The organism is Undibacterium umbellatum, from assembly GCF_014284125.1.
Classification (GTDB): domain Bacteria; phylum Pseudomonadota; class Gammaproteobacteria; order Burkholderiales; family Burkholderiaceae_D; genus Undibacterium; species Undibacterium umbellatum.
In genome coordinates this window covers 25653-50131 of sequence record NZ_JACOFX010000009.1, presented here as the reverse complement: position 1 = coordinate 50131, position 24479 = coordinate 25653, and the positions used below count along the sequence as shown (strand labels likewise).

Genomic DNA, 24479 nt, shown 5'->3' with positions numbered 1-24479 from the left:
AACGTGTTTGGTGTTGCGACAGGAAGGAGATTAAAGAGCGCACGCTTTACTCTCAACGCAGATGCGACGAGGCTAGGAAGTTTGCCGTGAACGGTAGGGAAAGTGGCGCGAATGGCTGGATCCGTGCGCGAGGAGTTTTGTTTTTATGGAAATATTGGCAAGGCAGGAAAAATTTCCTGAATCATGTAATACTAGATTTTGAGTATAAATTCCTTAACAAAAAAACGACGAGACCATGAAAAACCCAGCCAAAGAATTTATTGTTAATAAAAGCAATTTACTGGAATCCAGATTCAAACCCCTGCATGTGCCTGCAGAGGCGGAGTTGCAAGAAGGACAAGTGGTGTTGCAAGTGGAGCGTTTTGCTTTTACATCAAATAACGTGACTTATGCGGCCTTTGGCACAGCTATGCATTACTGGAATTTTTTTCCTACAGACGAAGGCTGGGGCAATATCCCGGTCTGGGGTTTTGGCGACGTGCTGGCATCGAAAGCCGAAGGCGTTGAGGTCGGTGAACGCTTCTATGGTTACTATCCCATGGCTACCCACCTGACAGTGCAGGCAACGCGGGTTTCGCCTGGCGGTTTTGTTGATGGAGCAGAGCACAGGCAAGCCATGCATGGTTTATACAATCACTATGTCAGAACCAGTACTGACCCTGGCTACACCAAGGAATCTGAAGATGTACAAGTCTTGCTGCGACCCTTGTTTATCACTTCTTTCATGATTGACGATTTTCTCGATGACAATCAGTTCTTTGGCGCGCAGACAGTGCTGATCTCCAGTGCATCCAGCAAAACCGCTTATGGTCTGGCGTTCATGCTCTCGTTGCGCAAGGATAAAGCTTGCAAGATCATCGGCCTGACTTCCGCAGGCAATCTGGAATTTGTGCGGAATATGGCGATCTATGATGAAGTCATCAGCTACGGGCAAGTGACTGAATTAAGTGCTGATCAAGCCGTGGTATATGTTGATATGGCAGGTAACGGCCAATTGCGCAGCCAGTTGCATCATCATTTTAAAGACAACATGAAGTATAGCTGTGCTGTTGGTGGCACACACTGGGAAGAGTTGAGCGGTGCATCCAACCTGCCCGGTGCCAAACCCACGCTGTTCTTTGCGCCGGCACAAATCAAAAAGCGCATGACAGACTGGGGGGCGAATGGCGTGCAGTCCCGTCTGGCGCTGGCCTGGCAATCCTTCATGCAGCCGGTGATGAGCGCAGAAAAGCCATGGATGCAAGTTATCCATGGACAGGGTGAGGCGGCAGTGCGGCAAGTCTATGATGATATGCTGAGTGGAGCCGCCCGGCCGGATCAGGGCAATGTGCTGACTTTGCTCAGCGGTGATCCTGCTTAATTTTTCCAGAGAGCGGGCAAATCACCAGATTTCCTGCCTCTGATGATGGCTGCGTTGATCTTGTTGATGACTTCTGCCCTGGTATTGATGCCGGCAGTGAAATGGATGGGGTCAACCAGCAAAGGCTTGGCAAACACCTTGACGCCAAAATTCATCTGGGTGTCGCTACGCAAGTTTTTCTCATCCAGATAAAGATTGAGTTCTGCCTCCAGATCCCTGGCATTGGGCAGGCGTGAATTCACCAGCATGACATCCATGCGCCCGGACAAGAGCTTCTTCAGGCGCGAACTGGTTTGTGGCTGATCTTCTTCTACCTTGAAGATGACATTGCGCATTTTATCTATTTCGTCGCCAAAGCGTATGCCTCTGACGATGCCCACGGATTTCCCTTGCAAGTCTTGTATGCCTGAATATTGCATTGTGGCGTCGTCCCTGACGACGACCCAGACAAAGTCTGAGAAAACCGGCTCTGAATAACGCATGGTTTTCAGTCGTTCACTGCTTTTTGATAAGCCAAAACCCAGGCCCTCACCCTTGCCTATGTTTTCTATGACACGCGGCAGGGGATAGCGGCGCACATCAAACTGCACATCCATGCTGCGCTCAAAATAGGCGATGATTTTTTGATTTTCTGGCCGTATGGGGGCAATTTCACCATTTTCAGTGCGAGTTTCTGCCAGCAATAAAGGCAGCACGGTCTTGGCATGAACTGCTGATGGCAGAGAGCAAAAACAAAGCGCGATTGCTGTAACGCGAGCATAAGCATGGAAAATGGCGGGATACTTAACTGGCATGCAATCTTTTTGTCCGGGAACGATTTGTCGATGATACCTTTGCCATGGCAGGCTTGTATAGTTGCTTAAAGTAAGGATTTGTTAAGCAAGACGAAACTTTGGCAATCGATGCAGAAAGATCGAAAATAACAGGCTGGAAGCTTGGCAGATTTTAAAAAGAGCTAATTAATTTGCTAAGATAGCGCCAGGATTTTCAATGTTACTTTTTGCGTAAAAAGGAGACATCATGCCCCTGGTTACTATCACTGTTTGCAAGCCCAAGTCCCTGCTTTTTAAAGAGACTGTCTTGAATGCAGTGCATGCCGCCTTGGTAGAGGCGGGAGTTCCTGAGAAAGACAAATTTCAGCGCATACTGGAACTGGATGCGGAAAATTTCCGTTTTGATACGCATTATCCTGATCTGCACAAAGGCAGAAATCAGGATTTCGTCTTGATAGAAATCCTCTGGTCGGTTGGGCGCAGTGTACAGGTCAAGAAACAATTATTGGACAGCCTGATGAAGCGACTTATTGACAAGAGCATGAACCCAGAGAACATCATGGTCTGTTTCAAGGAAACGTCATGGGAAAACTGGTCATTCGCGGGCGGTCGACTGATCCACGTATGAGCTTACTGCATGTTTGAGAATGGTGCTATCGCAGCACAGAAGGGCTTAGGGCCCAAGTCGGCAATGATGCTTGCCAAAGTCGGTATTACGACGGTGGAACAATTGCAGGAACTTGGATCGGTAGGTGCTTTTTTACTTGTGCGCCAAAACGATAGTCGCGCCAGCCTGAATTTGCTGTGGGGACTGGAGTCGGCGCTGACGGGGATACCCTGGCAAGAGATATCGCGCTTTCATCGCAGTAGTTTGCTGTTGGCACTAGACAGTCAGGCCAATCAGAATAAATCATCGGACATTAAATAAAGAGAGGTAAATAATGATGGGAAAAACCAGGCTGGAAGCCTTTAGCGACGGTGTTATTGCGATATTGATCACCATCATGGTGCTGGAGATGAAAGTACCGCATGGCGGGACGCTGGACGCGCTGCTGCCTGTATGGCCGGTATTTCTGAGCTACATCCTGAGCTTTGTCTACGTTGGCATCTACTGGAATAATCATCATCACATGCTGCATACCTGCCGCAAGGTGACGGGCGGCATTTTGTGGGCCAATCTGCATTTATTGTTCTGGCTTTCGCTCATCCCGTTTGCTTCTGGTTGGGTAGGTGAAAATCATTTTGCTTCTGCACCAGCAGCCTTGTATGGTGTGGTTTTGCTGATGGCAGCGATTGCTTATTTCATTTTGCAGCAACAGATCATCGCCACCCAGGGTGAAGATTCTTTATTGAAAAAAGCCGTAGGTACAGACTGGAAGGGCAAGCTCTCGCCTATCACGTACGCAACCGCCATCCCTCTGGCTTTCTGGTATCCCTTGCTATCGATGGCCCTGTATGTAGCGATGGCCTTGATATGGCTGATACCTGACCGTCGTATAGAAAAAGCTTTGAAGAATCACGAGGAATAAGCGCATGCGTCTTATCGTATTTGCCAACATCGTGTTGGCTGGCCTGTTTACTTGCATGCCCTGCCTGGCGACCGATCAGTCAGGCAATGATCAGAATATCGTACTTGTCAGCGCTACCGGGAAAATCGACGGTAGCCTGCAATTGCCAGCCAGTAAAGGCAAATTGCCCGTGGTCTTGATCATCGCCGGGTCAGGCCCCACAGACAGGGATGGCAATTCAGCTGGCTTGAAAGGCAAGAATAACTCTCTGAAAATGCTGGCAGAAAGCATGGCACAAGCAGGGATTGCCTCAGTACGCTTTGACAAGCGTGGCGTTGCCGCCAGCAAAGCCGCTGCAACATCTGAAGCCGAACTGCGTTTTGAAACCTATGTGCAGGATGCAGTGGCCTGGCTAAAACTGTTGAAGGCAGATGCACGTTTTTCTGATGTCGCGATTCTGGGGCATAGCGAGGGTTCCTTGATTGCCATGCTGGCTGCGCAGCAAGAGCCTGTCAAAGCACTTATCTCAATTGCTGGCCCGGCAAAAAATGCAGCTGATGTATTGCGTCAGCAATTGCAGGGTAAATTGCCACCGGCATTAGCGGCAAAAAATGACGAGATTCTTACGTCTTTGCAAGCGGGAAAAATCTACAAAGAAGTTCCGCCAGAGTTAAATTCTTTATACCGCGAAAGTGTGCAGCCCTATCTTGTTTCCTGGTTTCATTACACGCCTGAAAAAGAAATAGGCAAGCTGACTTGCCCCATTCTCTTGATTCAGGGCGCAAAGGATATACAGGTGGATACCCAGCAACTGTCAGCCTTGAAACTAGCCAGTCCAGATGCCAGCATTTTGCTGGTGCAGGATATGAATCATGTATTAAAAACTATCAACGGGGACATGGCACAGCAAATGGCGTCTTATAGTGACCCAGCCTTGCCTCTGGCATCTGAGTTGGTGGTCAAGCTTAATGATTTTTTGCGTGAAAAGCTAATGAAGAAGTAATAATCATGAGATAGATTGCCATTCATGCCAGACTGACTTAGGATGGATATTGATCCGCATCAAAGAAGCGGACATAGACAAATGGGGACAGAATGGCAAATCAATCGCAAGGCAGGGGCGGGGATAGTGCGCCGCCCGATATCAAGACCGTTATCGACAATGAAGCGGCATTTCCACCGCTGCGAAGGGTGGGCATGTTCCGGCCTTTTGTTTGGTTAAAACTGGGTTGGCAAGACTTTCGTGCATCTGGTGGCTCCAGCATCTTTTATGGCGTCTGTTTTGCTGCCATGGGTCTGTTGTTGCAACTGGTGTTGAACAATGCGCCTGAATATTTGTCTGCCCTGACTTGCGGCTTTCTGCTGGTCGGCCCCTTGCTGGCTCTTGGGCTGTACGACATCAGCCGCCGGCTTGAAAATGTACGTTCCGGCTTGTTGGGCAGTGTCTTTTCCATGCGTGGGCGCTGGAGTAATATCGGCGTGCTGGCGCTGGTGCTGGCAGTTATCATGATGGTCTGGGCACGTGCTTCGCTGGTGATTTTTGCCCTGTTCTATAACAAGGGCATGCCAACCATGCAGCATTTCCTGTCGCAGCTATTCTCTCTGAATAATCTTGAATTCCTGGCTGTCTATCTCTGCATAGGTTTTGTCTTTGCCAGCCTGGTATTTGCCATTAGCTGGGTATCCATACCTTTAATGCTGGATCGCGATACCGATGCGATCACCGCCATGATCATCAGTTGTGTAGCCTTGTTCATCAATGTGCCTGTCACTCTGGTCTGGTCTTCCATCATTATCGCCAGTGTCGTTGTGGGATTTATGAGCTGGAATATTGGTTTTCTTGTCATCATGCCCATCATCGGTCACGCCACCTGGCATGCCTATAAAGATGTGGTGGGGACGGAGGCAGACCGTTAATCTGTTTGAGAATAAAAAAGCCACGAAGTATCGTGGCTTGTTAACTTGAGATGATCTTTTCAACCGTAAGCGCCACCAGTATACAAAAGGTCAAAAGTACGGGCGATGGCTGCAATCAGTGAAAAAGCACCCACACCCAATGTCAATACCAGCAAAACTGCCAGCGGCCAGTTGGATTCGCTGGTTTTGCCGGATTTGCCATTATGACGGGCATCCCATTTCTCATCCGGTGTTAAACCGATCACCAGCGCTTCCAGAATGGCGATCAGGAAAGACAGCAACAAGAAACCATATTGCAGAATTTCTGGTTTGCCAAAATAGAAATAATGGATAGTCATGCTGAGCGGCAATGTGATGAAATGCAGCCAGCCCCATTTGTCTTTTTTACCGCACAGGTAAAATCGGTGCAAACCTATTGCGCCGAATACGGCCGCCAGAAGAGTTGCCAGGGTTTTATTTTTATGCGGTGTTTTATCGGTGAGTGTCATTGCTAAAACCATCAAAGTCGAAGCTGTGATTGTATGCTATGCCTGTGAAGTGTGTCGCATTTGTCACGCAGATAGATAAAAACAGGGCGCAGGATGGGAAAAGTGGGATAGTTCTTGCGACTTACTCAAGAAGCGGGCTATAATCTACAGCTTTTTCCGCGTTCAGACATTTTTTGGAAATATTATGGTCGTTATTCGTTTAGCTCGTGGTGGCGCAAAAAAGCGCCCTTTTTACAACATCGTTGCAACTGATTCCCGTAATCGTCGCGATGGTCGCTTTATCGAGCGCATCGGTTTCTACAATCCAGTAGCTACTGGCAATGCAGAAACAGTACGCGTTGCAGCTGATCGCCTGGCTTACTGGCAAGGTGTTGGTGCTCAATTGTCTCCAGCAGTTGCTCGCCTGGTAGCTCAGTCCGGTAAAGCAGCAGCTTAATCGCTGCAAGCTGTATCATGACTGCTGCAGTCCATGCTCCTGATGATCTGGTCCTGGTTGGCTATATCTCGGGAGCATTTGGTATTCACGGCTGGGTAAGGATACGTCCTTATTCTGCTGACGCTGACGCATTGATGTCAGTAAAAACCTGGTGGTTGGATAAGCCTGAGTTGCGTGATGTTGACCGTCTGGAAGTTAAAATCCAGGGGGAAGATGTAGTTGCGCGGCTGGTGGGTGTGCCTGATAGAAATGCCGCAGAAGCACTGAAAGGTGCGACTGTACAAATTTCTCGCAAGCATTTTCCTGCTTTGGCGTCCGGTGAATTCTATTGGCTCGATCTGATAGGTTTGCAGGTAGATAATCTTCAGGGTGAGAATTTAGGTGTGGTCAGGGATTTGATGGACAATGGTGCGCATCCGATTTTACGGGTGGCGGCAGCGGATGTGCCTGAAAATGAACTGGCGAAACACGAACGCCTGATCCCTTTTGTAGAAGCTTTCGTCAAGGAAGTCGATCAAAAAGCAGGCAAAATCCAGGTCGACTGGGGTAGTGATTATTAAGGTGATGAATTCAGAACCTGTTTACGATCTGTAGCGAGCGTGCGTCAGCGGGGTGAAGAGCAGCGCAAAAAGCGGAGTGTACTTTAGTACATGAGCATTTTGAGCAGCACATGAGCCCCGATCACGCACGCGCAGTAAGATCGTAAACAGGTTCTCAGAAGGCATAATCATGCAGTTCGATGTCATTACGCTGTTCCCCGAAATGTTCGCTGCCATTACACAATCAGGTGTAACGAGGCGGGCTTTCGAGCAACAAAAATGCGAATTAAAGCTGTGGAATCCGCGTGATTTTACGACTGACAGGCATCGTACCGTGGATGACCGGCCTTATGGCGGTGGCCCGGGTATGGTGATGCTGGCAAAACCCTTGCAGGCCGCAATCGAGTCTGCCAAGGCGCGCCAGACTGCTTTGTCTGCAGCGACACCCAAAGTGATTTATATGTCACCGCAGGGCAAGCCACTGACGCATGAAAAGGTCATGCAACTGGCGGCAACGCCAGGTCTGGTCTTATTGTGTGGCAGGTATGAGGCAGTTGATCAGCGTCTGCTGGACAATTACGTCGATGAAGAAATCAGCCTCGGCGATTTTGTCTTGTCTGGCGGTGAATTGCCAGCCATGGCCCTGATGGATGCTGTCATACGGCAAATTCCTGGCGTCTTGCATGATGACGCCTCGGCAGTGCAGGACAGTTTTGTCAATGGTTTGCTGGATTGTCCGCATTACACCAGGCCAGAAGTCTTTGAAGATCAGGCTGTACCGCCCGTCTTAATGGGTGGCAATCATGCTGAAATCGAAAAGTGGCGACGTCAGCGTGCACTGGAAGCCAGTCAGGTAAAGCGCCCGGATTTAATCATCGCAGCGCGTGCGGCAGGCTTGTTAAGTCGTGCCGACGAAAAGTTTTTAAGTAGTTTGTAGTAATTTTCGGCTCTTGAGCTGAAATATTTAAGCGTGAATCTTCAATGATTCACATGTTAAACCCCATCCTCTACCGGGCATCAGTCAGAACCAGATTCTGCAGCGTCGGCAAGATGGTCATAGGAGTAAAAAATGGATCTGATCCAAAAATTAGAGCAAGAAGAAATTGCTCGCCTCGGCAAGAGCATCCCTGACTTTGCGCCAGGTGATACAGTAGTTGTGAGCGTCAACGTTGTTGAAGGTACTCGCAAACGTGCACAGGCTTACGAAGGTGTAGTTATCTCCCGTCGTAACCGTGGTTTGAATTCCAACTTCATCGTCCGCAAGATTTCTTCCGGCGAAGGCGTTGAGCGTACATTCCAGTTGTACTCCCCACTGATCGCTTCTATCGAAGTGAAACGTCGCGGTGATGTACGTCGTGCAAAACTGTACTATCTGCGTGAACGCTCTGGTAAATCTGCTCGTATCAAAGAGAAATTGCCAGCACGTAAAGTTGTTGCAGCAAAAGCAGAGTAATATCTGGTCTTGCCGTATTGAAAAAGGATGCTTAGGCATCCTTTTTTTATTGCCCGGCAAAAGGCAAAATATGTCCAACAACAAGAAAATTACACTGTATCGTGAGCAAACCAGTTTTTGATCCTCAGGCTTTCCCTATACACTCAGTTGGTGATGAGCTTGCCGTGCCTGTCGAAAATTTGTCGCCAGCGTGGCTGCGCCAGCGCTTCCTGCAGCAATATGAATGGTCGCCAGAAGTTGTTGATGAGAGTTTTTTCTCCAAAAACCTGCCGTTCCGGCCAGCCTCGGTACTGATACCCATCGTCATGCGTGATGAAGGCCTGACAGTGCTCCTGACCGAAAGAGCGGCGCATCTGCATCACCATCCTGGGCAAATCAGCTTTCCAGGCGGGCGTTTTGAGGAAGAAGACATTGAACCGGTGACCACGGCACTGCGCGAGGCAGAAGAAGAAATAGGCCTGCAACGCGAGTATGTTGAAATACTGGGGAGCCTGCCAGAATATAAAACTGGTACAGGTTACCAGGTAAGCCCCATAGTCTCATTGGTCATGCCCGGTTTTCCCATACGTACCGATCCCTCGGAAGTGGCCTCGATTTTTGAAGTGCCTCTGAGTTTCCTGATGGATGGTAAAAATCACCAGCGCCGCAGCTTTGATTTGCCCGACAACGCAGGCAAACGACATTTTTACGCCATGCCTTACGAGCAGCATTTTATCTGGGGTGCAACGGCGGGCATGCTGCGCAATCTGTTTCATTTCCTGCGTGCATGACCCCCTAAACTCTTGCCTATAGTGCCCTGAGTTACTAATTCATACAACAAATTCGGCGAAAATCGCCACGATACTGCGTCTCAAATGCGCGCAAGGCACCAGCCTTGCTGTGCTTTGCTCCTTGCCTCGTAACGATTTCTCCAGATTTGTTATTGAATGAATTAATAACTCAGAGCACTAGAACAAAGCTTCATAATCTGGGCAAATCGGTTTACACTTGCCGCATTTGCAAATTGATTGTTTGCAGCATTGCGCTGCAACATAAGCCCAGTCTACCATGACCTTTATTTCTATCCTGTTGGCGCTGTTAATTGAGCAGCTTAAGCCCTTGCGGGCAGATAACCCTATCTATACGCAAATCCAGACGCTGGCTAACAAAATCGAAGCGTCCTTTAATGCAGGCAAGGTCAAGCATGGTCGCCTGGGCTGGTGGATAGTCATTGTCTCGCTGACACTACCAACGGCCCTGATTTATTGGCTATGCCTGCGCCTGAACCCGATTGCAGCCTTGCTGTGGAATGTGCTCATCGTTTACCTGACACTGGGTTTTCGCCGCTATAGCCATTATTTCACCTCGATACAACTGGCATTAAGCTCTGGCGACGAAGATGCTGCCAGGCGCTATCTGGCTGAGTGGACGCATTTGGACACCACCGGCATGGAAGTGTCAGAGATATCCCGTCTTGCCGTAGAACGTTCATTGATCGCTACCCACCGCAATGTGTTTGGTGTGTTCTTCTGGTTTCTCATGCCAGTTGGTCCGGCTTGTGCCGTCATGTATCGCGCAGCAGAATACCTGTCGCGCGCCTGGAACGAGCCTGAGCATATGAAAAATGAAGAATTTGGTATCTATGCAGCCAAAGTCTTTTACTGGATAGACTGGTTACCTGCCCGCCTGACTGCTGTCGCTTTTGCTGTGGTCGGCAATTTTGAAGATGCGGTTTACTCCTGGCGCAACTATGCCGATCGCTGGTCGGATGAGCTGGTAGGCATCATCCTCTCTGCTGGTGGTGGTGCCCTTGGTGTGCGCCTGGGTGAGCCAGAAGAAAAAGCCATGGTCTTGCAAGCGGATGCAACAGCGGTTGACGTTGACAGCCTGGATCTGGAAAGCCAGCCGGGGGCAGAAGCCTCACCGCGTGCATTACAAAGCGCCGTTGGCCTGGTATGGCGTGCCTTGCTGTTATGGATGCTACTGCTCCTGCTCTTGTCTTTCGCAGTCTGGATATAATTTAGAGGCTGGCCCTGTCAATACAGTGCCAGCCTTTTTGTTGTGATGAATCTGAAAGTTATGGCAATATCCAGCATGCAAGGAACATCATCATGTCTGAAATCTTTGAAGGCCAGTGCCAATGTGGTGAGGTGCAGTACCGCGTTAGTGGCGAGTCTCTGACCTTATTTGCTTGCCACTGCCATGATTGCCAGCGCCAATCTTCAAGTGCTTTTGGCATGGCACTCTGGATACGCCTGCAGCAGATGCAGCTAAAGACCGGTCAGCCCAAATTATGGGTGCGAAAAATGCCTTCGGGACGTGAGATGGAATGCAGCTTTTGCCCAACTTGTGGCACACGCCTGTTTCATCGCTTGCTAGGCCAGACAGAAATCATCAGTATTAAACCGGGTACACTGAACGATACCAGCAGTTTGCAACCTGTCGCCCATATCTGGACTAGCAGCGTCCAGCCCTGGTTGCATCTGGATGAAGATTGCTTGCACTATACGGGCAACCCGGACGATTTCCAGACTCTGTTTGAAGCTTGGAAAAAAAATTTTGCTGAATAAAACGAAAGAACAATGAAGAAAATCATTGCCCCCGGCATGTGCCTGCGCGCCTATGAACTTGATGATGCGGATCTGTTTGCTGCAGTAGTTCGTGAATCGGTAGAAACCGTTGGACGCTGGATGGGCTGGTGTCATGCAGACTTCAATAGCGACCATGCGCGCGACTGGTTTGCAGCTTGTGACAAGGCACGTGAAGAAGGTAGCGCCTACGAGTTTGGCATCTTCAGCGAAGATGGCAAAGACTTGCTGGGTGGCGCAGGCTTGAATATGATCAGCAAATTGCATAATTATTGCAATCTCGGTTATTGGGTCAGGCAGTCATGCCAGGGACAGGGAATTGCCAGCAAGTCAGCAGGGTTGCTGGTGGATGCCGGGTTCAGGGAACTGGGTTTTAATCGCATGGAAATCGTGGTGGCTGAAGGCAATCTGGCTAGTATTGCGGTGGCGAAGAAACTCAATGCACAACTGGAATGCATGGCCCGCAATCGCCTCATGGTCGGTGGCGTGCCAGTGGCGGCGGCGGTACATTCTTTGTTGCCGCAAGACTGGCAGGCCAGTCTGACTTATGATGTACAAAAATAGCATTAATAGAATGTGTAGCACCAGATTGAATTCAGCAGCATTGCCTTAATGGAGGTTTATGTCTGAGCGAAATACCAGTATTGATATTGCTAAAGGCCTGGGTATCATCCTGGTGGTCTTTGGGCATAACTGGATCATCGCTCACAATCATGGTGAGTTGTTTCGTATCATCTTTTCCTTCCACATGCCCCTGTTCTTCTTTTTGTCAGGGGCCGTCCTGCATCAGGATACTGCCTTCAGAGATTTTCTGGTCTTTAAGGCCGATGCCTTACTGAAGCCGTTCTTTGTTGTATTGTCAGCCTGGGGGCTGGCGCGTATAGTCTTGTCTGGAGTGGATGCCCATACTTATGTGCTGGGCATGCTGTATGCGACGGGCAATACCATAGAGTGGGTGCCGCTCTGGTATTTGCCACACTTGTTCCTGGCCATGCTATTGGCCTGGTCAGTCTTGCACCTGGCAAATCGCGTGCATGCAGGCTTATTGCTGCCGGTAGTTTGTATAAGTATTCTGCTTGCCGCCGGGATCGTTGTGACGCGCATTTGCAGTCAATTGGATGTTCAACAATTCGCCAGCTTGCATCTCTGGCTGGGCAACCGTCAACATGATTTCCCTGGCTTGCCATGGAGCCTGGACCTGATTGGCATCAGCACAGCTTTCATCTTGCTCGGTTATGTGATGCATGACTATGTCATGCGCTTTCGCTTCCAGTCATGGGTGTTTATCGTGGCACTCCTTTTGTTTGCGGCCCTGCACTTCTTTTTTGATGAAACCATAGATTTGAATATGCGCCAGTATGGCACCTGGTGGATAGCGACTGCCCAGGCCATGCTCGGCATCTACCTGCTCTTGTCAGTCTCGACTTGCCTGCAATACGCTGGCAAGCTGGGCATGCTACTGGCTTATCTGGGCAACAGCAGTCTATTCATCATGATTTTTCATTCATGGATAGAGTGGAAGGTATTTGCTCTTCTGGCACGCTGGAGCTCATATGACTACCTGAATGCCAGTCTGGCATTGCTGGCTGGATTGCTAATACCCTTGCTCTTATTAAGCCTGGTCAAAAAACACAAGTTCTTGTACATCTTGCTTTTGCCGAAAGCCCATACGCCCAGATTGCGTGCCGAGACATAGCAGCAAAACCGAGAGCATGATTGCGCTTGCTGACGTCGTCCATGATAGTACGCAAGGCACTGCACTTGATTGAGTCTGTGTTTCACTTTTCAGGATTCGATGTAATAAAATGGGTGAGGCGTCAAATTTATACCAAGCTTTTTAAATGCGACATAAGGACATAAGCATTGTGAATTTTCATGGAACAGGATTGCCACTACCAGGCATATCCCAGCCGGAATGCTCGCATCTTATTTGAACTACACTCTTGCTACTGGTTATTATGCAGGCATGGCTATTGGGATTGCGCACATATGTGCGTTATTACCTGGATCTACTTCGCGGCTCAGAATTGGTCATCACTCGATTTTCAGGCAGCTTGATTCATACAGATCAAGCGTTGAATGTGATTTTCTATGGCTCCAGCAATTTACTGGCAGACGCTTTTTTGAATCCAGGTTACCAGCAAGAAGTACTAGGAAGTTTCCAGCCTCTACGCTTGCGTGCAGCAATCCAGCGGTATGGTTCAGCCGATGTCGTTTTGTATCCGCATTTGCCCTGGCAAGCCCGGCCAGAAATAGTAATACCCGATTACCTTGAGGCCATCTTGCCGCTGCCTGCCGCTATGGAAGGATTCATGAAGCAATTGCGGGGCAATGTGCGGCGCAGTGTGCAACAGGCATTGAAAGGCAATGTCAGCTTTGAAGAAGGCCATAGCCTGGACGACTATCGTGAATTTCATGAGCAGATGTTGATACCTTATCTGCGCACACGACATGGCGAACATGCGTATCTGGATACTGCCGAAAACATGTATGCGCAGGCCGGTCGCTCGCACCTGGTCTTTGTATCGGAGAATGGTCAGAGACTGGGCGGATTTCTATTGCTCAAACCGCGCATCTCTGGTGTCGCTTATTTCAATAAACTAGGCCTGCACCCTGCTGTGTATGCGGACAAGGAGCGCATGCGCCAATTGAATGCGCTTCTGTATTACAAAATGTTCAGCATGAGTATGGAGCAAGGATACCCTGCCATCAATCTGGGCATCACGCCACCCGTTTTTGGCAATGGCATACTGTGGTACAAATCCAGTTGGGGGGCGCAAATCATACCGAATACGAGCTTGCATCGTTATGCGCTCAGTATTGCTGGCCCCAATCGCGCATCCGTGCTGGCACATATGCAGGCCGTGGTAGAAATGGATGCAGACAAGTTGCGCGTCAACCTGGCTATGCGCGATGGAATAGAGGATGACCTAAAACGTCATCGCTTCAATGGCTTGGCACATATTGCGTTGGTGAATGAGAATAGACAGATAATAAAGCATCTTACAGATTGATGAGGCTGCACAGTTGCGAACATGCCGTTTAATGTGGCACTAAACTTCTGGGTAAGAATCATCTGATCAAGCTTGCTTCTCAGTTGGGAAAATTCATTTATTTCTGCATGAAGGACATTTTTTAGAATTGTGTTTTGTTCATTGATAACGGCAATTCATACTTGTCAATTTAAACATGTCGCACGCAATATGATAATCAATCAATAAATCCTGGCCCGCTCTTTTCTTTACTACACGACAAAATGAACTATATTGGCTCAATGAGTTGCTGGGTAAGATTGCCTGCTTTACATCAAAGCCAGATATATCAGTAATGCCGGTTTTGATTCAAGTCTTCTATAAGATATAATATGGAAGTATATTGAAAGCTTGGTGTCACATAATGATGTTAAGCTTAATTCACTCTTGCTTCAGCAAGCCGAGCACATGGCCGATTCCACAAAAACGCAACAAGTCCGCGAGTTTTTCATCCAGGGTTTAACCAGTGATGGCAAACAATTTCGCCCCAGTGATTGGGCAGAGCGCCTGTGCGGAGCCATGTCTTGTTTCAGCCCTGACGGTGGCAGGCACTCACACCTGCAATATTCACCCTATGTACGCCCGATATTGTTGAACGGCGTGCGTTCTGTTGTGGTCAATGAAGCCATACGCGATATAGAGCCTCTGGCTTATCATTTTGTCGTCAGCTTTGCCAAAGATAATGATTTGCAAATTATCGATGCCTGCCTGTTGCCAGACGAGCCCAAGGCTGCTGGCAAGTAAAGTTCCACGCTTGATACTGGATTAATCCAGTGCATGTCTTCTTTGCACCATCACACTGTCTGGTTTTGAAACGCCTCTATCACTTGCTGTCGTAGCCAGCGATTAGCAGGATCATTTTCCACATTTTGATGCCAGTACAAATAAACATCCCATGAAGGCATGGAGCTCGGCAATGGCAAGATCTGATTGTTAAATTGTTCATTTGCAATGCGCGCATAACCTTCCGGCATGGTCAGCAGTAAATCAGTCTGGCTGACCACCCTGCAAGCCGCAAAATAATGCTGACAGCGCAGGCGTATGCGTCTTTGCAAGCCGAGGCGGCTCAGTTCAAAATCTTCCAATCCCATGCCCTTACGTCTTGAGCTGGCCAGTATGTGTTCGGCATGTATATAGGTGTCCAGATCCAGCTTGCCCTGTATGACGGGATGATCGCGTCTAGCCAGTACAACGGTATTGCCTTGCACCACCTTTTGGCGACGTATCTCATTTGGCAGAGGCAAGAGCATGTCAATCGCCAGATCAAGGCTGCCAGCCGCCAGTTCACTCACGAGTTCCCTCCTTTCCACCTGTATCGCTGCCAGATCGATTTGCGGCGCTTGCCGGGTGATGCTTTCCATCAGCGGCGGCAGGGCGGTGGATTCCAATACGTCACGCAAGGCCAGGTTGAATTGCTTGCTGGCCATTGCGGGGTCAAACTTGTCATTCTCGGTCAGCGTCACTTCCAGCCCGCGCAAGGCGTGCCGCACCGGTTCTATGATGCTGCGCGCAAGTGGCGTCGAAACCATCATCTGCCCCTGACGTACAAACAGTGGGTCATTGAACAATTGCCGCAGGCGGTTCAGTGCATGGCTGATGGCTGGCTGGGTCAAGTTCAGTTGCTGGCTGGCACGGGTCACGCTGCCTTCGGTATAGATGGCAACAAAGACGGTGAACAGGTTTAAATCAACTCGGGATAAATGCATGAGATTAATTAATATCGATAATAACTATTCATTTGATCAATTATAGGCATGGATTTACACTTTGCTCATGGTTTTATTGATTTTCTTTACTGAGGAAATAATGGCAGCTTTATATCTGGTCAGGCACGGGCAGGCCTCATTCGGCAACCAGAACTATGACCAATTATCTGAACTGGGCGAACAGCAGGCGCGGCATCTTGGACGCTGGTGGGCAGAGCGTGATATGCAGGTGTCAAGAGTGGTCACTGGCGCGCTTAAACGGCACCAGCAAACTGCGCGAGCCTGTCTGTCTGAAATGCTGCAACAGGATGTTGATGCATTGGATACCTCTGCCTGGCATTGCGATGCAGGTTTTAATGAGTACAACCACCATGAAGTGCTGGCGCGGCATGTGCCAGCTTTTGATGACCCGGCAGCCGTCAAGCATTTCCTGATGAATACGCCGAACGGCAAACAAGCCTTCCAGGATATTTTTGCCCAGGCGATCAGCCGCTGGATGTCTGGTGAGCATGATGCTGAATATGTAGAAAGCTGGAATGCATTCCGCCAGCGTTGCATCATCGCCATGCACAAGCAACTGGAAGTTGCTGATGATGCCAAGAACATCGTCGTGTTCACTTCCGGCGGCACTATCTCGGCGCTATGCCAGCATGTACTGGGTTTCCCTGATCCACGCTTTGCCGAACTCAACTGGTCGCTGGTGAATAGTGCGGTCACCCGTTTTCATCTACAGCCAACCGTAGAGGGCGTATTGCGCCCGGCACTGGCTTACCTGAATAATTTTTCGCACCTTGAAGTGCTGAACAATCCCAAAGCAATCACATACGTTTGAAAAATGAGAGAAATAGGAGATGCAGGAGATGACAGCAATGTTTGATTTGACGGGCAAGGTTGCACTGGTCACAGGGGCCAGCCGTGGCATAGGTGAAGCCGTTGCCAAGACCCTGGCAGCCAACGGTGCCTATGTCATCGTGAGCAGCCGCAAGGCAGAAGCCTGTGAATCGGTGGTGGCAGCAATCGTCGCTGCTGGTGGCAGGGCAGAAGCACGCGCTTGCCATATCGGTGAAATGGCGCAGATTGATGCTCTGTTTGCCGACATCATGGCCGCTCATGGCAGGCTCGATATTCTGGTCAATAATGCCGCCACTAACCCGCACTTCGGGCATATCACCGAAACCGATGTCAGTGCCTTCCAAAAAACGGTGGATGTCAATATACGCGGCTATTTCTTCATGTCTTCAGCCGGTGCCAAACTGATGGCAAAACATGGCGGTGGCAGCATCATCAATGTGGCTTCCGTCAATGGTGTGGTGCCAGGTGCCATGCAAGGGATTTATTCCATCACCAAGGCAGCCGTCATCGCCATGACCAAATCCTTTGCGCAAGAGTGTGCGCCCATGGGGGTGCGCGTGAATGCCTTGCTGCCAGGCGCGACCGATACCAAGTTTGCCTCGGCCCTGTTCCACAATCCTGTCATCCTAGAAAAAGCACTGACCCGCATACCCATGAAACGCATTGCCGAACCAGATGAAATGGCGGGCACGGTCTTGTACCTGGCATCGAATGCAGCTAGCTATACCACGGGTGCCTGCATCAATGTTGATGGTGGTTATCTGGTTAGCTAATACAGCAAAGAATAAGGCGCGATCATGAAACCGACATACGTGGCTAGCAATCCAGATTACGCAGCACAATTAATGAGTCTGGTGCTGGCCATGCCGATGGCGAAATGGCTGGGCATAGAGTTTGTGAAGGTGGAACCAGGCGAGGTGGAACTGGATATCGCCTACCGGGAAGAACTCAGTTTCGTACCAGGAAAAATGCAAGCTACCGCCATCTTTGCCGCCGCTGATTTTGCTGGAGTTTCTGCCGCCGGCACTTTGTTGCCAGCAGGCTGGATCAATGCCAGCATTGATTGTAATTTGAAGATAGTCGCGCCTGCCGATGGTGAAAAACTGAGGGCACGCGGGCGAGTGGTTTCACACGGCAAATTGCTGACAGTCAGCGCCGCAGAGGTTTTTTCTGTTCGCAATGGCGAAGAAGTTTTATGCGCAACAGCATTGCTGACGGCGCGCAATATCGAACTGCAAAGAAAGTAAATCGGACATATACATGTCCAGCCGGACCAACCAGGAAAAAGGAAATACAATGGATTTTCAATACAGCCCCAAAGTCAAAGATTTGCAGGCACGCCTGATCGCCTTCATGGATGAGCACATCTATCCAAATGAAAAAACTTTCTTTGGTGAGATAGCTGCCAACCGCAAGGCAGGCAATGCATGGATACCGACCAAGGTAGTTGAACAGCTTAAGGCCAAGGCACGCGATGCCGGTTTGTGGAATCTCTTCCTGCCAGAATCTGGCCACGGCGCAGGTTTGAGCAATCTGGAATATGCGCCCTTGTGCGAAATCATGGGACGTGCTGTCTGGGCACCAGAGGTATTCAATTGCTCGGCTCCTGATACCGGCAATATGGAAGTGTTTGCCCGCTATGGCACACCAGAACATCAGGAACAATGGCTGAAGCCCTTGCTCCGTGGTGAAATCCGTTCCTGCTTTGCCATGACAGAGCCGGCAGTGGCGTCATCTGATGCCACCAATATCGAATCATCCATCGTTCGTGATGGCGACGAGTATGTCATCAATGGTCGTAAATGGTGGTCGTCTGGTGCCAATGATCCGCGTTGCAAAGTGTTCATTTTCATGGGCAAGAGTGACCCAAGCAATGCTGACCGCCACAAGCAACAATCAATGATCATCGTGCCGCGTGATACACCGGGCGTGACTATCTTGCGCGCCTTGCCGGTCTTTGGTTATGACGATGCACCACATGGTCATGGTGAAGTCCTGTTTGAAAACGTGCGGGTACCCGCATCCAATATCTTGCTGGGCGAAGGTCGTGGCTTTGAAATTGCCCAGGGCCGCCTCGGGCCTGGCCGCATTCACCACTGCATGCGTTTGATTGGTCTGGCAGAGCGCGCACTGGAAGACATGTGCAAACGCTCTCTGACACGTGTGGCCTTTGGCAAACGGGTAGCAGACCAGGGCGTGACCCTGGAACGTATCGCCAGTGCCCGTATCCTGATCGACCAGGCGCGTTTCCTGGTCTTGAATGCTGCACAGATGATGGACACCGTCGGCAACAAGGCTGCAGCTAAAGAAATCGCCATGATCAAGGTAGCAGCGCCAACCATGGCTTGCCAGGTCATCGACTGGGCAATACAGGCGCATGGCGGTGGTGGCGTGTCTGACGATTTTGGTCTTGCATACTCGTATGCGCAAGCCCGTACCTTGCGCTTGGCCGATGGCCCGGATGAAGTACACAGGAATCAGATCGGCAAGATGGAGTTGAAGAAATATACGGAGAAAAAATAATTACTTGTAGTTTCATAAGTGCGATTTACGGGTAGTTCCGGATTGGCTCTTCCTCTTTCCGAGGCAGGGCTTTTCCGACGTTAACTTCCCAGTTGGCTGACATTTTCAAATTATTCTTATAAAGAGAGACAAAAATGCGCGACTTACAACCCTGGATCAAATCTTACCCCGCAGGTGTACACTGGGACGCTGACCTGCCGATCAGCAGCGTGCCACAATTGCTACATGATGCCGTTGCCAAATGGGCGGACTTGCCAGCCTTGGAATTCATGGGCAAGAAGACCAGTTATGCTGAATTGCAAAAACTGGTGAATCAGGCCACCAAAGGTTTCCAGCAACTCGGTGTCAAACCCGGTGTGCATGTGGGCTTGTATCTGCCCAACACACCACATTATGTCATCAGTTTTTTCGCCATCCTCCAGGCCGGTGGCACGGTGGTGAACTACTCACCTCTTGATGCCGAGAAAGTGCTGGAGCATAAAATTTCCGACAGTCATACCGACTTACTTGTGACGCTCGATATGGTGATGCTCTATCCGCAAATGGCCAAGATGCTGGGACATACCCGCTTGCAAAAACTCATCATCGGCAATATTCCTGAGATGACGCCTTATCCTGATGCCGTCAAGGCGAACCTCGACAAGGCAGGGCAGCTCAGCGCCATTCCTGATGATACCCAGCATTTGCTGTTTGCCAAGTTGCTGGACAATGATGGTGACTACACACCCACCCCGGCAATCGACCCCAGGGAAACCGTCGCCACCCTGCAATATACAGGTGGCACTACCGGCTTGCCCAAAGGGGCAATGCTGACCCATGGCAACCTGACCACGGCTTGCAGCCAGATCATGGAAACCACCAATATCGAGCCGCGAGTGCTGCAAGAAGGCAAAGAAAAACTTCTTGCTGTGCTGCCACTGTTCCACATCTACGCCCTGACAGTCGACATGCTGTTTGGCATACGCATGGGAGCAGAAATTGTCTTGCATACCCGTTTTGATGCTGATGCCGTTGTGAAGGATCTGGCGAACAAGAAGATCACGGTATTCCCAGGCGTGCCTACCATGTACACCGCCATCATCAACCATCCGCAAATCAAGGAATATGATCTCAGCGCGCTGAAGTTTTGCAACTCCGGCGGTGCGCCCTTACCGACAGAAGTGCTGCAACAATTCCAGGCCCTGACAGGTTGTACGTTGCTCGAAGGCTGGGGCATGACCGAGACCTCACCCACTGGCACCTTCACTCCTCTGGGCGGCGTGCGCAAGGCTGGTTCCTGTGGTTTGCCGACACCAGGCATACGTTTTAAATTTGCCAGCATTGATGACATACGCCAGGAAGTGGCCTTGGGTGAGCGCGGAGAAATTTGTGTGGCTGGTGCGAATATCATGAAAGGCTACTGGAACAAACCAGATGCCAACCGCGACGCTTTTACGCCTGACGGTTACTTCCGCACTGGCGATGTAGGCTATATGGATGCGGACGGCTTTGTGTACATCGTCGACCGTACCAAGGACATGATCTTGTCTGGTGGCTACAACGTCTATCCACGCAATATCGAAGAGGCGATTTATGAACACCCGGCAGTCGCCGAAGTCAGCGTCATCGGCATCCCCGATGCGTATCGCGGTCAGGCGGCCAAGGCTTTTATCAAACTCAAGACAGGGCAGACAGCCTTCAGTTTTGAAGACTTGAAGGACTTTTTGAAAGATAGACTGGGCAAGCATGAAATGCCGCAAGCGATGGATATTCGTGCAGAATTACCGAAAACCCCGGTAGGAAAATTGTCCAAAAAAGAATTGTATGAAGAAGAAGCGAAGAAAAGGGCTGCAGCCTGATCAATGTCGACTAAGCCTGTCCGAGTCAGGCTAAAACAGTTTTGCGCGTTTATGCGGCTTTCTGGTTGTTTTTCGGAAAGCCGCATTTTTTTTCTTATCTTGATATTTTTTCCTTGAGTTGCACTTGTAAAGACTGCAAATCTTTAACGCTACGCTCGACAACAATAGTTTTGGTATCTATCGCCTGACTCTGGCTGCTGACCTGTAGTTCAGGAACGGCTTTTCTTGGCCTCACGGGCTGGGGATGGTGCAGGAAGAACATGGCTTGCTCCTTGAATTTGCAACACCAGATTGAGACTTAATTTCAGATTTCAAGTGAGGCATCTTGCACGATAGTTAAGCGCTTCGCCTGCTTTCCGTTAGTGAATCATGAGGCTTGCAATTACCGCCAGTCTGGATATTGTATTGCTTCCCCAAGTCTGCAATGAAAGTGGCAGTCACAGTATAAGGATTACCCCAACCGGAACGAAAGTAGTGCAAATGCGCTCTATATTCAGGCTGAAAATCAATTTGTATTTTGGCTGCCGCTAGCCAGTCTGCTGGAATTCCCTGCTTATTCAAGATTGCAAGCAGCTTCACTTTGTAGTCATGCATGATGGCATTGAACTCGGTGCTGTCCGGCGTGCAGGTGATATTCAGTAAATCTAGCGTGACGGTAGAAATAGCGTGTTCATGCGCAAACCGGCAAAGCTTGCCTATGGCCCAATAGCCTTCGAGATCATTATTTCGGCTATTAAAACTGTCAATAATTCCTGCTGCTACCGATTTGATTTGTCTTCTGCGCGGCATAGGCGTTCTTTACATGGCAATCAGCCTGCTAGGTTAAATTGATCAGCGCACTACGCAAATCCGGATAATCAAATACAAAGCCTTCACTTAATAATCTGGCTGGCATTACACGCTGGCCTTCCAGTAATAAATCAGCTTGCTCACCCAGCATCAAGCGCATAGGCCAGCCTGGGGTAGGGAAGAAGCTGGGGCGATGCAAGACACTGGCGGCGATGGTGCTGAACTGCTTTTGCGTCACTACTTCAGGTGCGGTGAAATTATAAGCACTATCCAGCCGCAGGCTGGCTTCATGCTGCCACAGGTGGGCAATGCCACGCAGCACATCATGCACATGTATCCACGATTGCCATTGCTTGCCTCTACCCAGCGCACCACCCAGGCCCAGCTTGATGGGCAGGAGCATCATGCCCAGTGCACCTTGCTGGCCCAGGACAACGCCGAAACGCATCTTGGCAACCTTGACGCCGTAAGTACTGGCAAGCTGGTTGGCTTGTTCCCATTCCTGGCACAGTTCAGACATGAAGATGGGTTGTGGTGCTGCGCTTTCAGTCAATTCCCTGTCATCACCCGGTGCCTGTATGCCGTAATAGCCTATGGCTGAGGCTGCCAGCAATAGCCTGGGTTTGCTTTCTGCTCTACTGATCCACGCAGTGATTTCTTTGGTCAGGCCAGTGCGGCTGCTGCGCAATTCTGCCTTGCGTTTTTCCGACCAGCGCCAGCCAAGTATGCGTGCGCCAGCCAGGTTGATGATGACATCGATGCGCTGATTTGCGGGCAAATCCTGCATGGAGGCGATAACCCTGGCCTTGCCATCAAATTTCCAGCTTGCCTGTTTTGGATTGCGGCTGAGTATCGTCACTTGCTGCCCATCAGCCAGTAAAGCCTTGACCAGCAAGCTGCCGATAAAGCCAGTGGCGCCGGTGACCAAAACCTGCTCTGATTTGTCGCTGAAATGGTTCATGCTTGCCTGCCTTTCTTTGATTGCGATTTTACCGAGATGGAGTGCAGCCAGCCCATCACGTATGCCCGACATACCCACGCCCACACCACATAATGCCAAAAAAACACTGAGCCAGCCCTGTGGTTGCCACAACATCTGTGTAGGGGCGGCAAACCACTCTGGCGTATTCAAGACCAACAAGGTGATAAAGGCGCCGCCATTAATCGCAAGTACGGTATGGGTCACGCGTTCAGTGGCTGGCAAAAGGCGGGTCTGGTCTTCGATCACGAAGTCCCACAAGGTCAGGACGATCTCCACGCCAAACACCAGCAATAATACAATAGCCCAGGCGCCATGCCAGGCCCATGCCGACAAACCAATAAACAGCGCACTGTAAATGAGGGCGCGGGTCGCATGTATACCCAACTCTGTGCGGGCACTGGCGCGTTGCGGTAAGGCTTCAGTCAATTCATGGTGATACAGTGTATCGAAAGCGCCGAGCAAGCCTTGCGCTGCCATCAATTGCAGGGCGATTAAATGAGTGTTCATGATGCTGCCTCAGTATGAATTTCCTTGAAAATGCCGATCTGGGTAAACGTGCGCCCAAACAAGGCGTGTTTGATTTCTATGCGGATATTGAATTGCTCAGGGTTGTCATTGCGATGGCATAGATAAGTTTTGCCCGGTGTGAAAATGCCGGGTATGGGAATGCGATAACCAAGCACATCCCAGAAATAACCATCGCTGGTGAAGTAAAGATTACCTTCATGTACGCGCAGGATCAGTTTCATGCCTAGGCCCATGCCCACATATTCGAGCACTTCGCCTTTTTCACTTTCCCGCATATACGATGTAAACTGTATCGGCGGCCTGTCATGCAGGCGGTATATTCTTTGCTTGAAGATGGCAGGGCAATCTGGCTTGGAATACACCATGATATCGACAGGAAAGTCATGATCGGTATAAGGGATCAAAGCCCCGGCTATCATAGGTTTGGTCAGATGACCCAGGAGTTTGCCTATCCTTGAACAGCTCAATTCGCTGAGTACACCTGTGTAATACAAAGGCTTGTCAGGTTCAGGATTTTTGGCAAACCTGGCCTGGATATCCGGGTGCAGTTTCAGCCATTCCTTGCCCAGGATTTTCCTGAACAATTCACCTTCAGACGGGATGGATTTGCTATCTGGGTTCATGCACTTCCCTCAGTATGTTCAGTGTTCAGTGCATCCATTTTCCACAAAATGAACAAGGGAGGGATCATGCTCAGGACAGCAACGACATCTATCCATACATTGATCAGCATATTCGCCTGCATGGAAATCAGCATGTCTTGCGGTGCCCATACCAATATGCCTATCATCAGCCAAAGCCAGGCAATGCGGCTGCGATGCTGGTTGCCCAGATAGATCAGCGCACCCATCCACAAGCCCACAGTTTGTACGGTGGCGCCAAAAAGACTCATCCACCACACCTGCATGTTTCGCGCCGCATCTGGTGCAGCCTGTGGCCAGAAATGGCTCTCAATGAGCTGGTGATAGACTTCGACCAGGCCAGTGGCACTGATCCAGGGCAGCAAGAGGCCGATGATGAAATGGGCAAAAGCAGCTGCATAAAGCCAGCATATCAGCCATTTGCGTAATGATGATTGCCTTTGTTGCATGTATTTTCCTTTATTTCTTTAATTTCTGTCGTTACAGAAATTAAAGATTAAATGTGAGGGCCTGTCAAGCGATTTGCAGCATATCTTTCAGGTCGGCC

At 49.8% G+C, this 24479-nt stretch carries 30 protein-coding genes; 22 read left to right on the top strand and 8 right to left on the bottom strand.

Translation table 11 applies throughout. The annotated features are described in order from the left end of the window. Nucleotides 1-235 precede the first annotated feature (235 nt). Entirely contained in the window at nucleotides 236-1360 is a 1125-nt protein-coding gene (locus H8L47_RS16935) for a DUF2855 family protein (RefSeq protein ID WP_186954776.1), read from the top strand. Here H8L47_RS16935 and H8L47_RS16930 read toward each other — a convergent pair. Beyond that, complete coding sequence (locus H8L47_RS16930; RefSeq protein ID WP_186954775.1) at nucleotides 1357-2154, bottom strand: substrate-binding periplasmic protein; 798 nt, start codon at nucleotides 2152-2154, stop codon at nucleotides 1357-1359. The genes H8L47_RS16935 and H8L47_RS16930 overlap by 4 nt on opposite strands. A gap of 226 nt (nucleotides 2155-2380) precedes the next feature. Here H8L47_RS16930 and H8L47_RS16925 point away from each other — a divergent pair, with 226 nt between their 5' ends. The 5 genes from H8L47_RS16925 to H8L47_RS16905 all read left to right on the top strand — a co-directional run bounded on the left by H8L47_RS16925 (nucleotide 2381) and on the right by H8L47_RS16905 (nucleotide 5558). Continuing rightward, nucleotides 2381-2761 (top strand): tautomerase family protein, encoded by a 381-nt coding sequence (locus H8L47_RS16925; protein ID WP_186954774.1) that lies wholly within the window; start codon nucleotides 2381-2383, stop codon nucleotides 2759-2761. Between the two features lie 9 nt (nucleotides 2762-2770). Further along, complete coding sequence (locus H8L47_RS16920; RefSeq protein ID WP_186954773.1) at nucleotides 2771-3061, top strand: TfoX/Sxy family protein; 291 nt, start codon at nucleotides 2771-2773, stop codon at nucleotides 3059-3061. 16 nt (nucleotides 3062-3077) lie between these two features. Further along, nucleotides 3078-3662, top strand: coding sequence for a TMEM175 family protein (locus tag H8L47_RS16915; protein WP_186954888.1), 585 nt, complete (start codon nucleotides 3078-3080; stop codon nucleotides 3660-3662). Nucleotides 3663-3666: 4 nt separating this feature from the next. Next, nucleotides 3667-4644, top strand: a complete 978-nt coding sequence (locus H8L47_RS16910) for an alpha/beta hydrolase family protein (RefSeq protein WP_222616575.1) — start codon at nucleotides 3667-3669, stop codon at nucleotides 4642-4644. A 92-nt stretch (nucleotides 4645-4736) separates the two neighbouring features. Next, the gene (locus H8L47_RS16905; RefSeq protein ID WP_186954772.1) at nucleotides 4737-5558 is read left to right on the top strand and encodes a DUF2189 domain-containing protein; all 822 of its coding nucleotides are present in this window, start codon (nucleotides 4737-4739) and stop codon (nucleotides 5556-5558) included. A gap of 59 nt (nucleotides 5559-5617) precedes the next feature. Here H8L47_RS16905 and H8L47_RS16900 read toward each other — a convergent pair whose 3' ends face one another. Then, complete coding sequence (locus H8L47_RS16900) at nucleotides 5618-6046, bottom strand: NINE protein (protein WP_186954771.1); 429 nt, start codon at nucleotides 6044-6046, stop codon at nucleotides 5618-5620. Between the two features lie 184 nt (nucleotides 6047-6230). Here H8L47_RS16900 and rpsP point away from each other — a divergent pair, with 184 nt between their 5' ends. From rpsP to H8L47_RS16845, 11 genes are all read left to right on the top strand, one after another. After that, a complete protein-coding gene (gene rpsP / locus H8L47_RS16895; RefSeq protein WP_110255824.1) occupies nucleotides 6231-6482 on the top strand; it encodes a 30S ribosomal protein S16 in 252 nt (83 codons plus the stop codon). Between the two features lie 17 nt (nucleotides 6483-6499). Further along, a complete protein-coding gene (gene rimM / locus H8L47_RS16890; RefSeq protein ID WP_186954770.1) occupies nucleotides 6500-7042 on the top strand; it encodes a ribosome maturation factor RimM in 543 nt (180 codons plus the stop codon). Between the two features lie 169 nt (nucleotides 7043-7211). Continuing rightward, complete coding sequence (trmD, locus tag H8L47_RS16885) at nucleotides 7212-7958, top strand: tRNA (guanosine(37)-N1)-methyltransferase TrmD (protein WP_186954769.1); 747 nt, start codon at nucleotides 7212-7214, stop codon at nucleotides 7956-7958. Between the two features lie 132 nt (nucleotides 7959-8090). Further along, nucleotides 8091-8474: a 50S ribosomal protein L19 gene (rplS, locus tag H8L47_RS16880; RefSeq protein ID WP_186954768.1), complete on the top strand. Its 384-nt coding sequence runs from the start codon at nucleotides 8091-8093 to the stop codon at nucleotides 8472-8474. Between the two features lie 101 nt (nucleotides 8475-8575). Beyond that, nucleotides 8576-9244 (top strand): CoA pyrophosphatase, encoded by a 669-nt coding sequence (locus tag H8L47_RS16875; RefSeq protein WP_186954767.1) that lies wholly within the window; start codon nucleotides 8576-8578, stop codon nucleotides 9242-9244. A gap of 277 nt (nucleotides 9245-9521) precedes the next feature. Beyond that, nucleotides 9522-10472 (top strand): CobD/CbiB family protein, encoded by a 951-nt coding sequence (locus H8L47_RS16870; protein ID WP_186954766.1) that lies wholly within the window; start codon nucleotides 9522-9524, stop codon nucleotides 10470-10472. 92 nt (nucleotides 10473-10564) lie between these two features. Then, entirely contained in the window at nucleotides 10565-11023 is a 459-nt protein-coding gene (locus H8L47_RS16865) for a GFA family protein (protein ID WP_186954765.1), read from the top strand. 12 nt (nucleotides 11024-11035) lie between these two features. Next, the gene (locus H8L47_RS16860; RefSeq protein WP_186954764.1) at nucleotides 11036-11605 is read left to right on the top strand and encodes a GNAT family N-acetyltransferase; all 570 of its coding nucleotides are present in this window, start codon (nucleotides 11036-11038) and stop codon (nucleotides 11603-11605) included. Between the two features lie 58 nt (nucleotides 11606-11663). After that, nucleotides 11664-12737 carry an acyltransferase family protein gene (locus H8L47_RS16855; RefSeq protein WP_186954763.1) on the top strand — a complete coding sequence of 358 codons (1074 nt, stop codon included), beginning with the start codon at nucleotides 11664-11666 and terminating at the stop codon, nucleotides 12735-12737. Between the two features lie 358 nt (nucleotides 12738-13095). After that, nucleotides 13096-14055 carry a hypothetical protein gene (locus H8L47_RS16850; protein ID WP_186954762.1) on the top strand — a complete coding sequence of 320 codons (960 nt, stop codon included), beginning with the start codon at nucleotides 13096-13098 and terminating at the stop codon, nucleotides 14053-14055. Nucleotides 14056-14481: 426 nt separating this feature from the next. Then, entirely contained in the window at nucleotides 14482-14817 is a 336-nt protein-coding gene (locus H8L47_RS16845) for a DUF3579 domain-containing protein (RefSeq protein WP_186954761.1), read from the top strand. Nucleotides 14818-14867: 50 nt separating this feature from the next. Here H8L47_RS16845 and H8L47_RS16840 read toward each other — a convergent pair whose 3' ends face one another. Next, nucleotides 14868-15779, bottom strand: a complete 912-nt coding sequence (locus tag H8L47_RS16840) for a LysR family transcriptional regulator (RefSeq protein WP_186954760.1) — start codon at nucleotides 15777-15779, stop codon at nucleotides 14868-14870. A 100-nt stretch (nucleotides 15780-15879) separates the two neighbouring features. Between H8L47_RS16840 and H8L47_RS16835 the strand changes: the two genes are divergently transcribed. The 5 genes from H8L47_RS16835 (at nucleotide 15880) to H8L47_RS16815 (ending at nucleotide 20992) form a co-directional block, all read left to right on the top strand. After that, nucleotides 15880-16611 (top strand): histidine phosphatase family protein, encoded by a 732-nt coding sequence (locus tag H8L47_RS16835; RefSeq protein ID WP_186954759.1) that lies wholly within the window; start codon nucleotides 15880-15882, stop codon nucleotides 16609-16611. Nucleotides 16612-16639: 28 nt separating this feature from the next. Then, the gene (locus H8L47_RS16830; protein WP_186954758.1) at nucleotides 16640-17404 is read left to right on the top strand and encodes an SDR family oxidoreductase; all 765 of its coding nucleotides are present in this window, start codon (nucleotides 16640-16642) and stop codon (nucleotides 17402-17404) included. Between the two features lie 24 nt (nucleotides 17405-17428). After that, nucleotides 17429-17878 (top strand): PaaI family thioesterase, encoded by a 450-nt coding sequence (locus H8L47_RS16825; RefSeq protein WP_186954757.1) that lies wholly within the window; start codon nucleotides 17429-17431, stop codon nucleotides 17876-17878. Nucleotides 17879-17927: 49 nt separating this feature from the next. Then, entirely contained in the window at nucleotides 17928-19154 is a 1227-nt protein-coding gene (locus H8L47_RS16820; RefSeq protein WP_186954756.1) for an acyl-CoA dehydrogenase, read from the top strand. A gap of 134 nt (nucleotides 19155-19288) precedes the next feature. Then, entirely contained in the window at nucleotides 19289-20992 is a 1704-nt protein-coding gene (locus H8L47_RS16815) for a long-chain-fatty-acid--CoA ligase (protein WP_186954755.1), read from the top strand. 94 nt (nucleotides 20993-21086) lie between these two features. Here the strand turns inward: H8L47_RS16815 and H8L47_RS16810 are convergent, their stop codons facing one another. From H8L47_RS16810 to H8L47_RS16790, 5 genes are all read right to left on the bottom strand, one after another. Continuing rightward, nucleotides 21087-21254: a hypothetical protein gene (locus H8L47_RS16810; protein ID WP_186954754.1), complete on the bottom strand. Its 168-nt coding sequence runs from the start codon at nucleotides 21252-21254 to the stop codon at nucleotides 21087-21089. A 74-nt stretch (nucleotides 21255-21328) separates the two neighbouring features. Next, the gene (locus tag H8L47_RS16805; RefSeq protein ID WP_186954753.1) at nucleotides 21329-21781 is read right to left on the bottom strand and encodes a hypothetical protein; all 453 of its coding nucleotides are present in this window, start codon (nucleotides 21779-21781) and stop codon (nucleotides 21329-21331) included. A 28-nt stretch (nucleotides 21782-21809) separates the two neighbouring features. Further along, nucleotides 21810-23270 (bottom strand): TIGR01777 family oxidoreductase, encoded by a 1461-nt coding sequence (locus H8L47_RS16800; protein WP_186954752.1) that lies wholly within the window; start codon nucleotides 23268-23270, stop codon nucleotides 21810-21812. Beyond that, a complete protein-coding gene (locus H8L47_RS16795; protein WP_186954751.1) occupies nucleotides 23267-23914 on the bottom strand; it encodes a DUF4166 domain-containing protein in 648 nt (215 codons plus the stop codon). Before H8L47_RS16795 ends, H8L47_RS16800 begins: the two co-directional genes overlap by 4 nt. Next, nucleotides 23911-24381 (bottom strand): cell division protein, encoded by a 471-nt coding sequence (locus H8L47_RS16790; protein ID WP_186954750.1) that lies wholly within the window; start codon nucleotides 24379-24381, stop codon nucleotides 23911-23913. The genes H8L47_RS16795 and H8L47_RS16790 overlap by 4 nt, the downstream gene beginning before the upstream one ends. Nucleotides 24382-24479 lie beyond the last annotated feature (98 nt).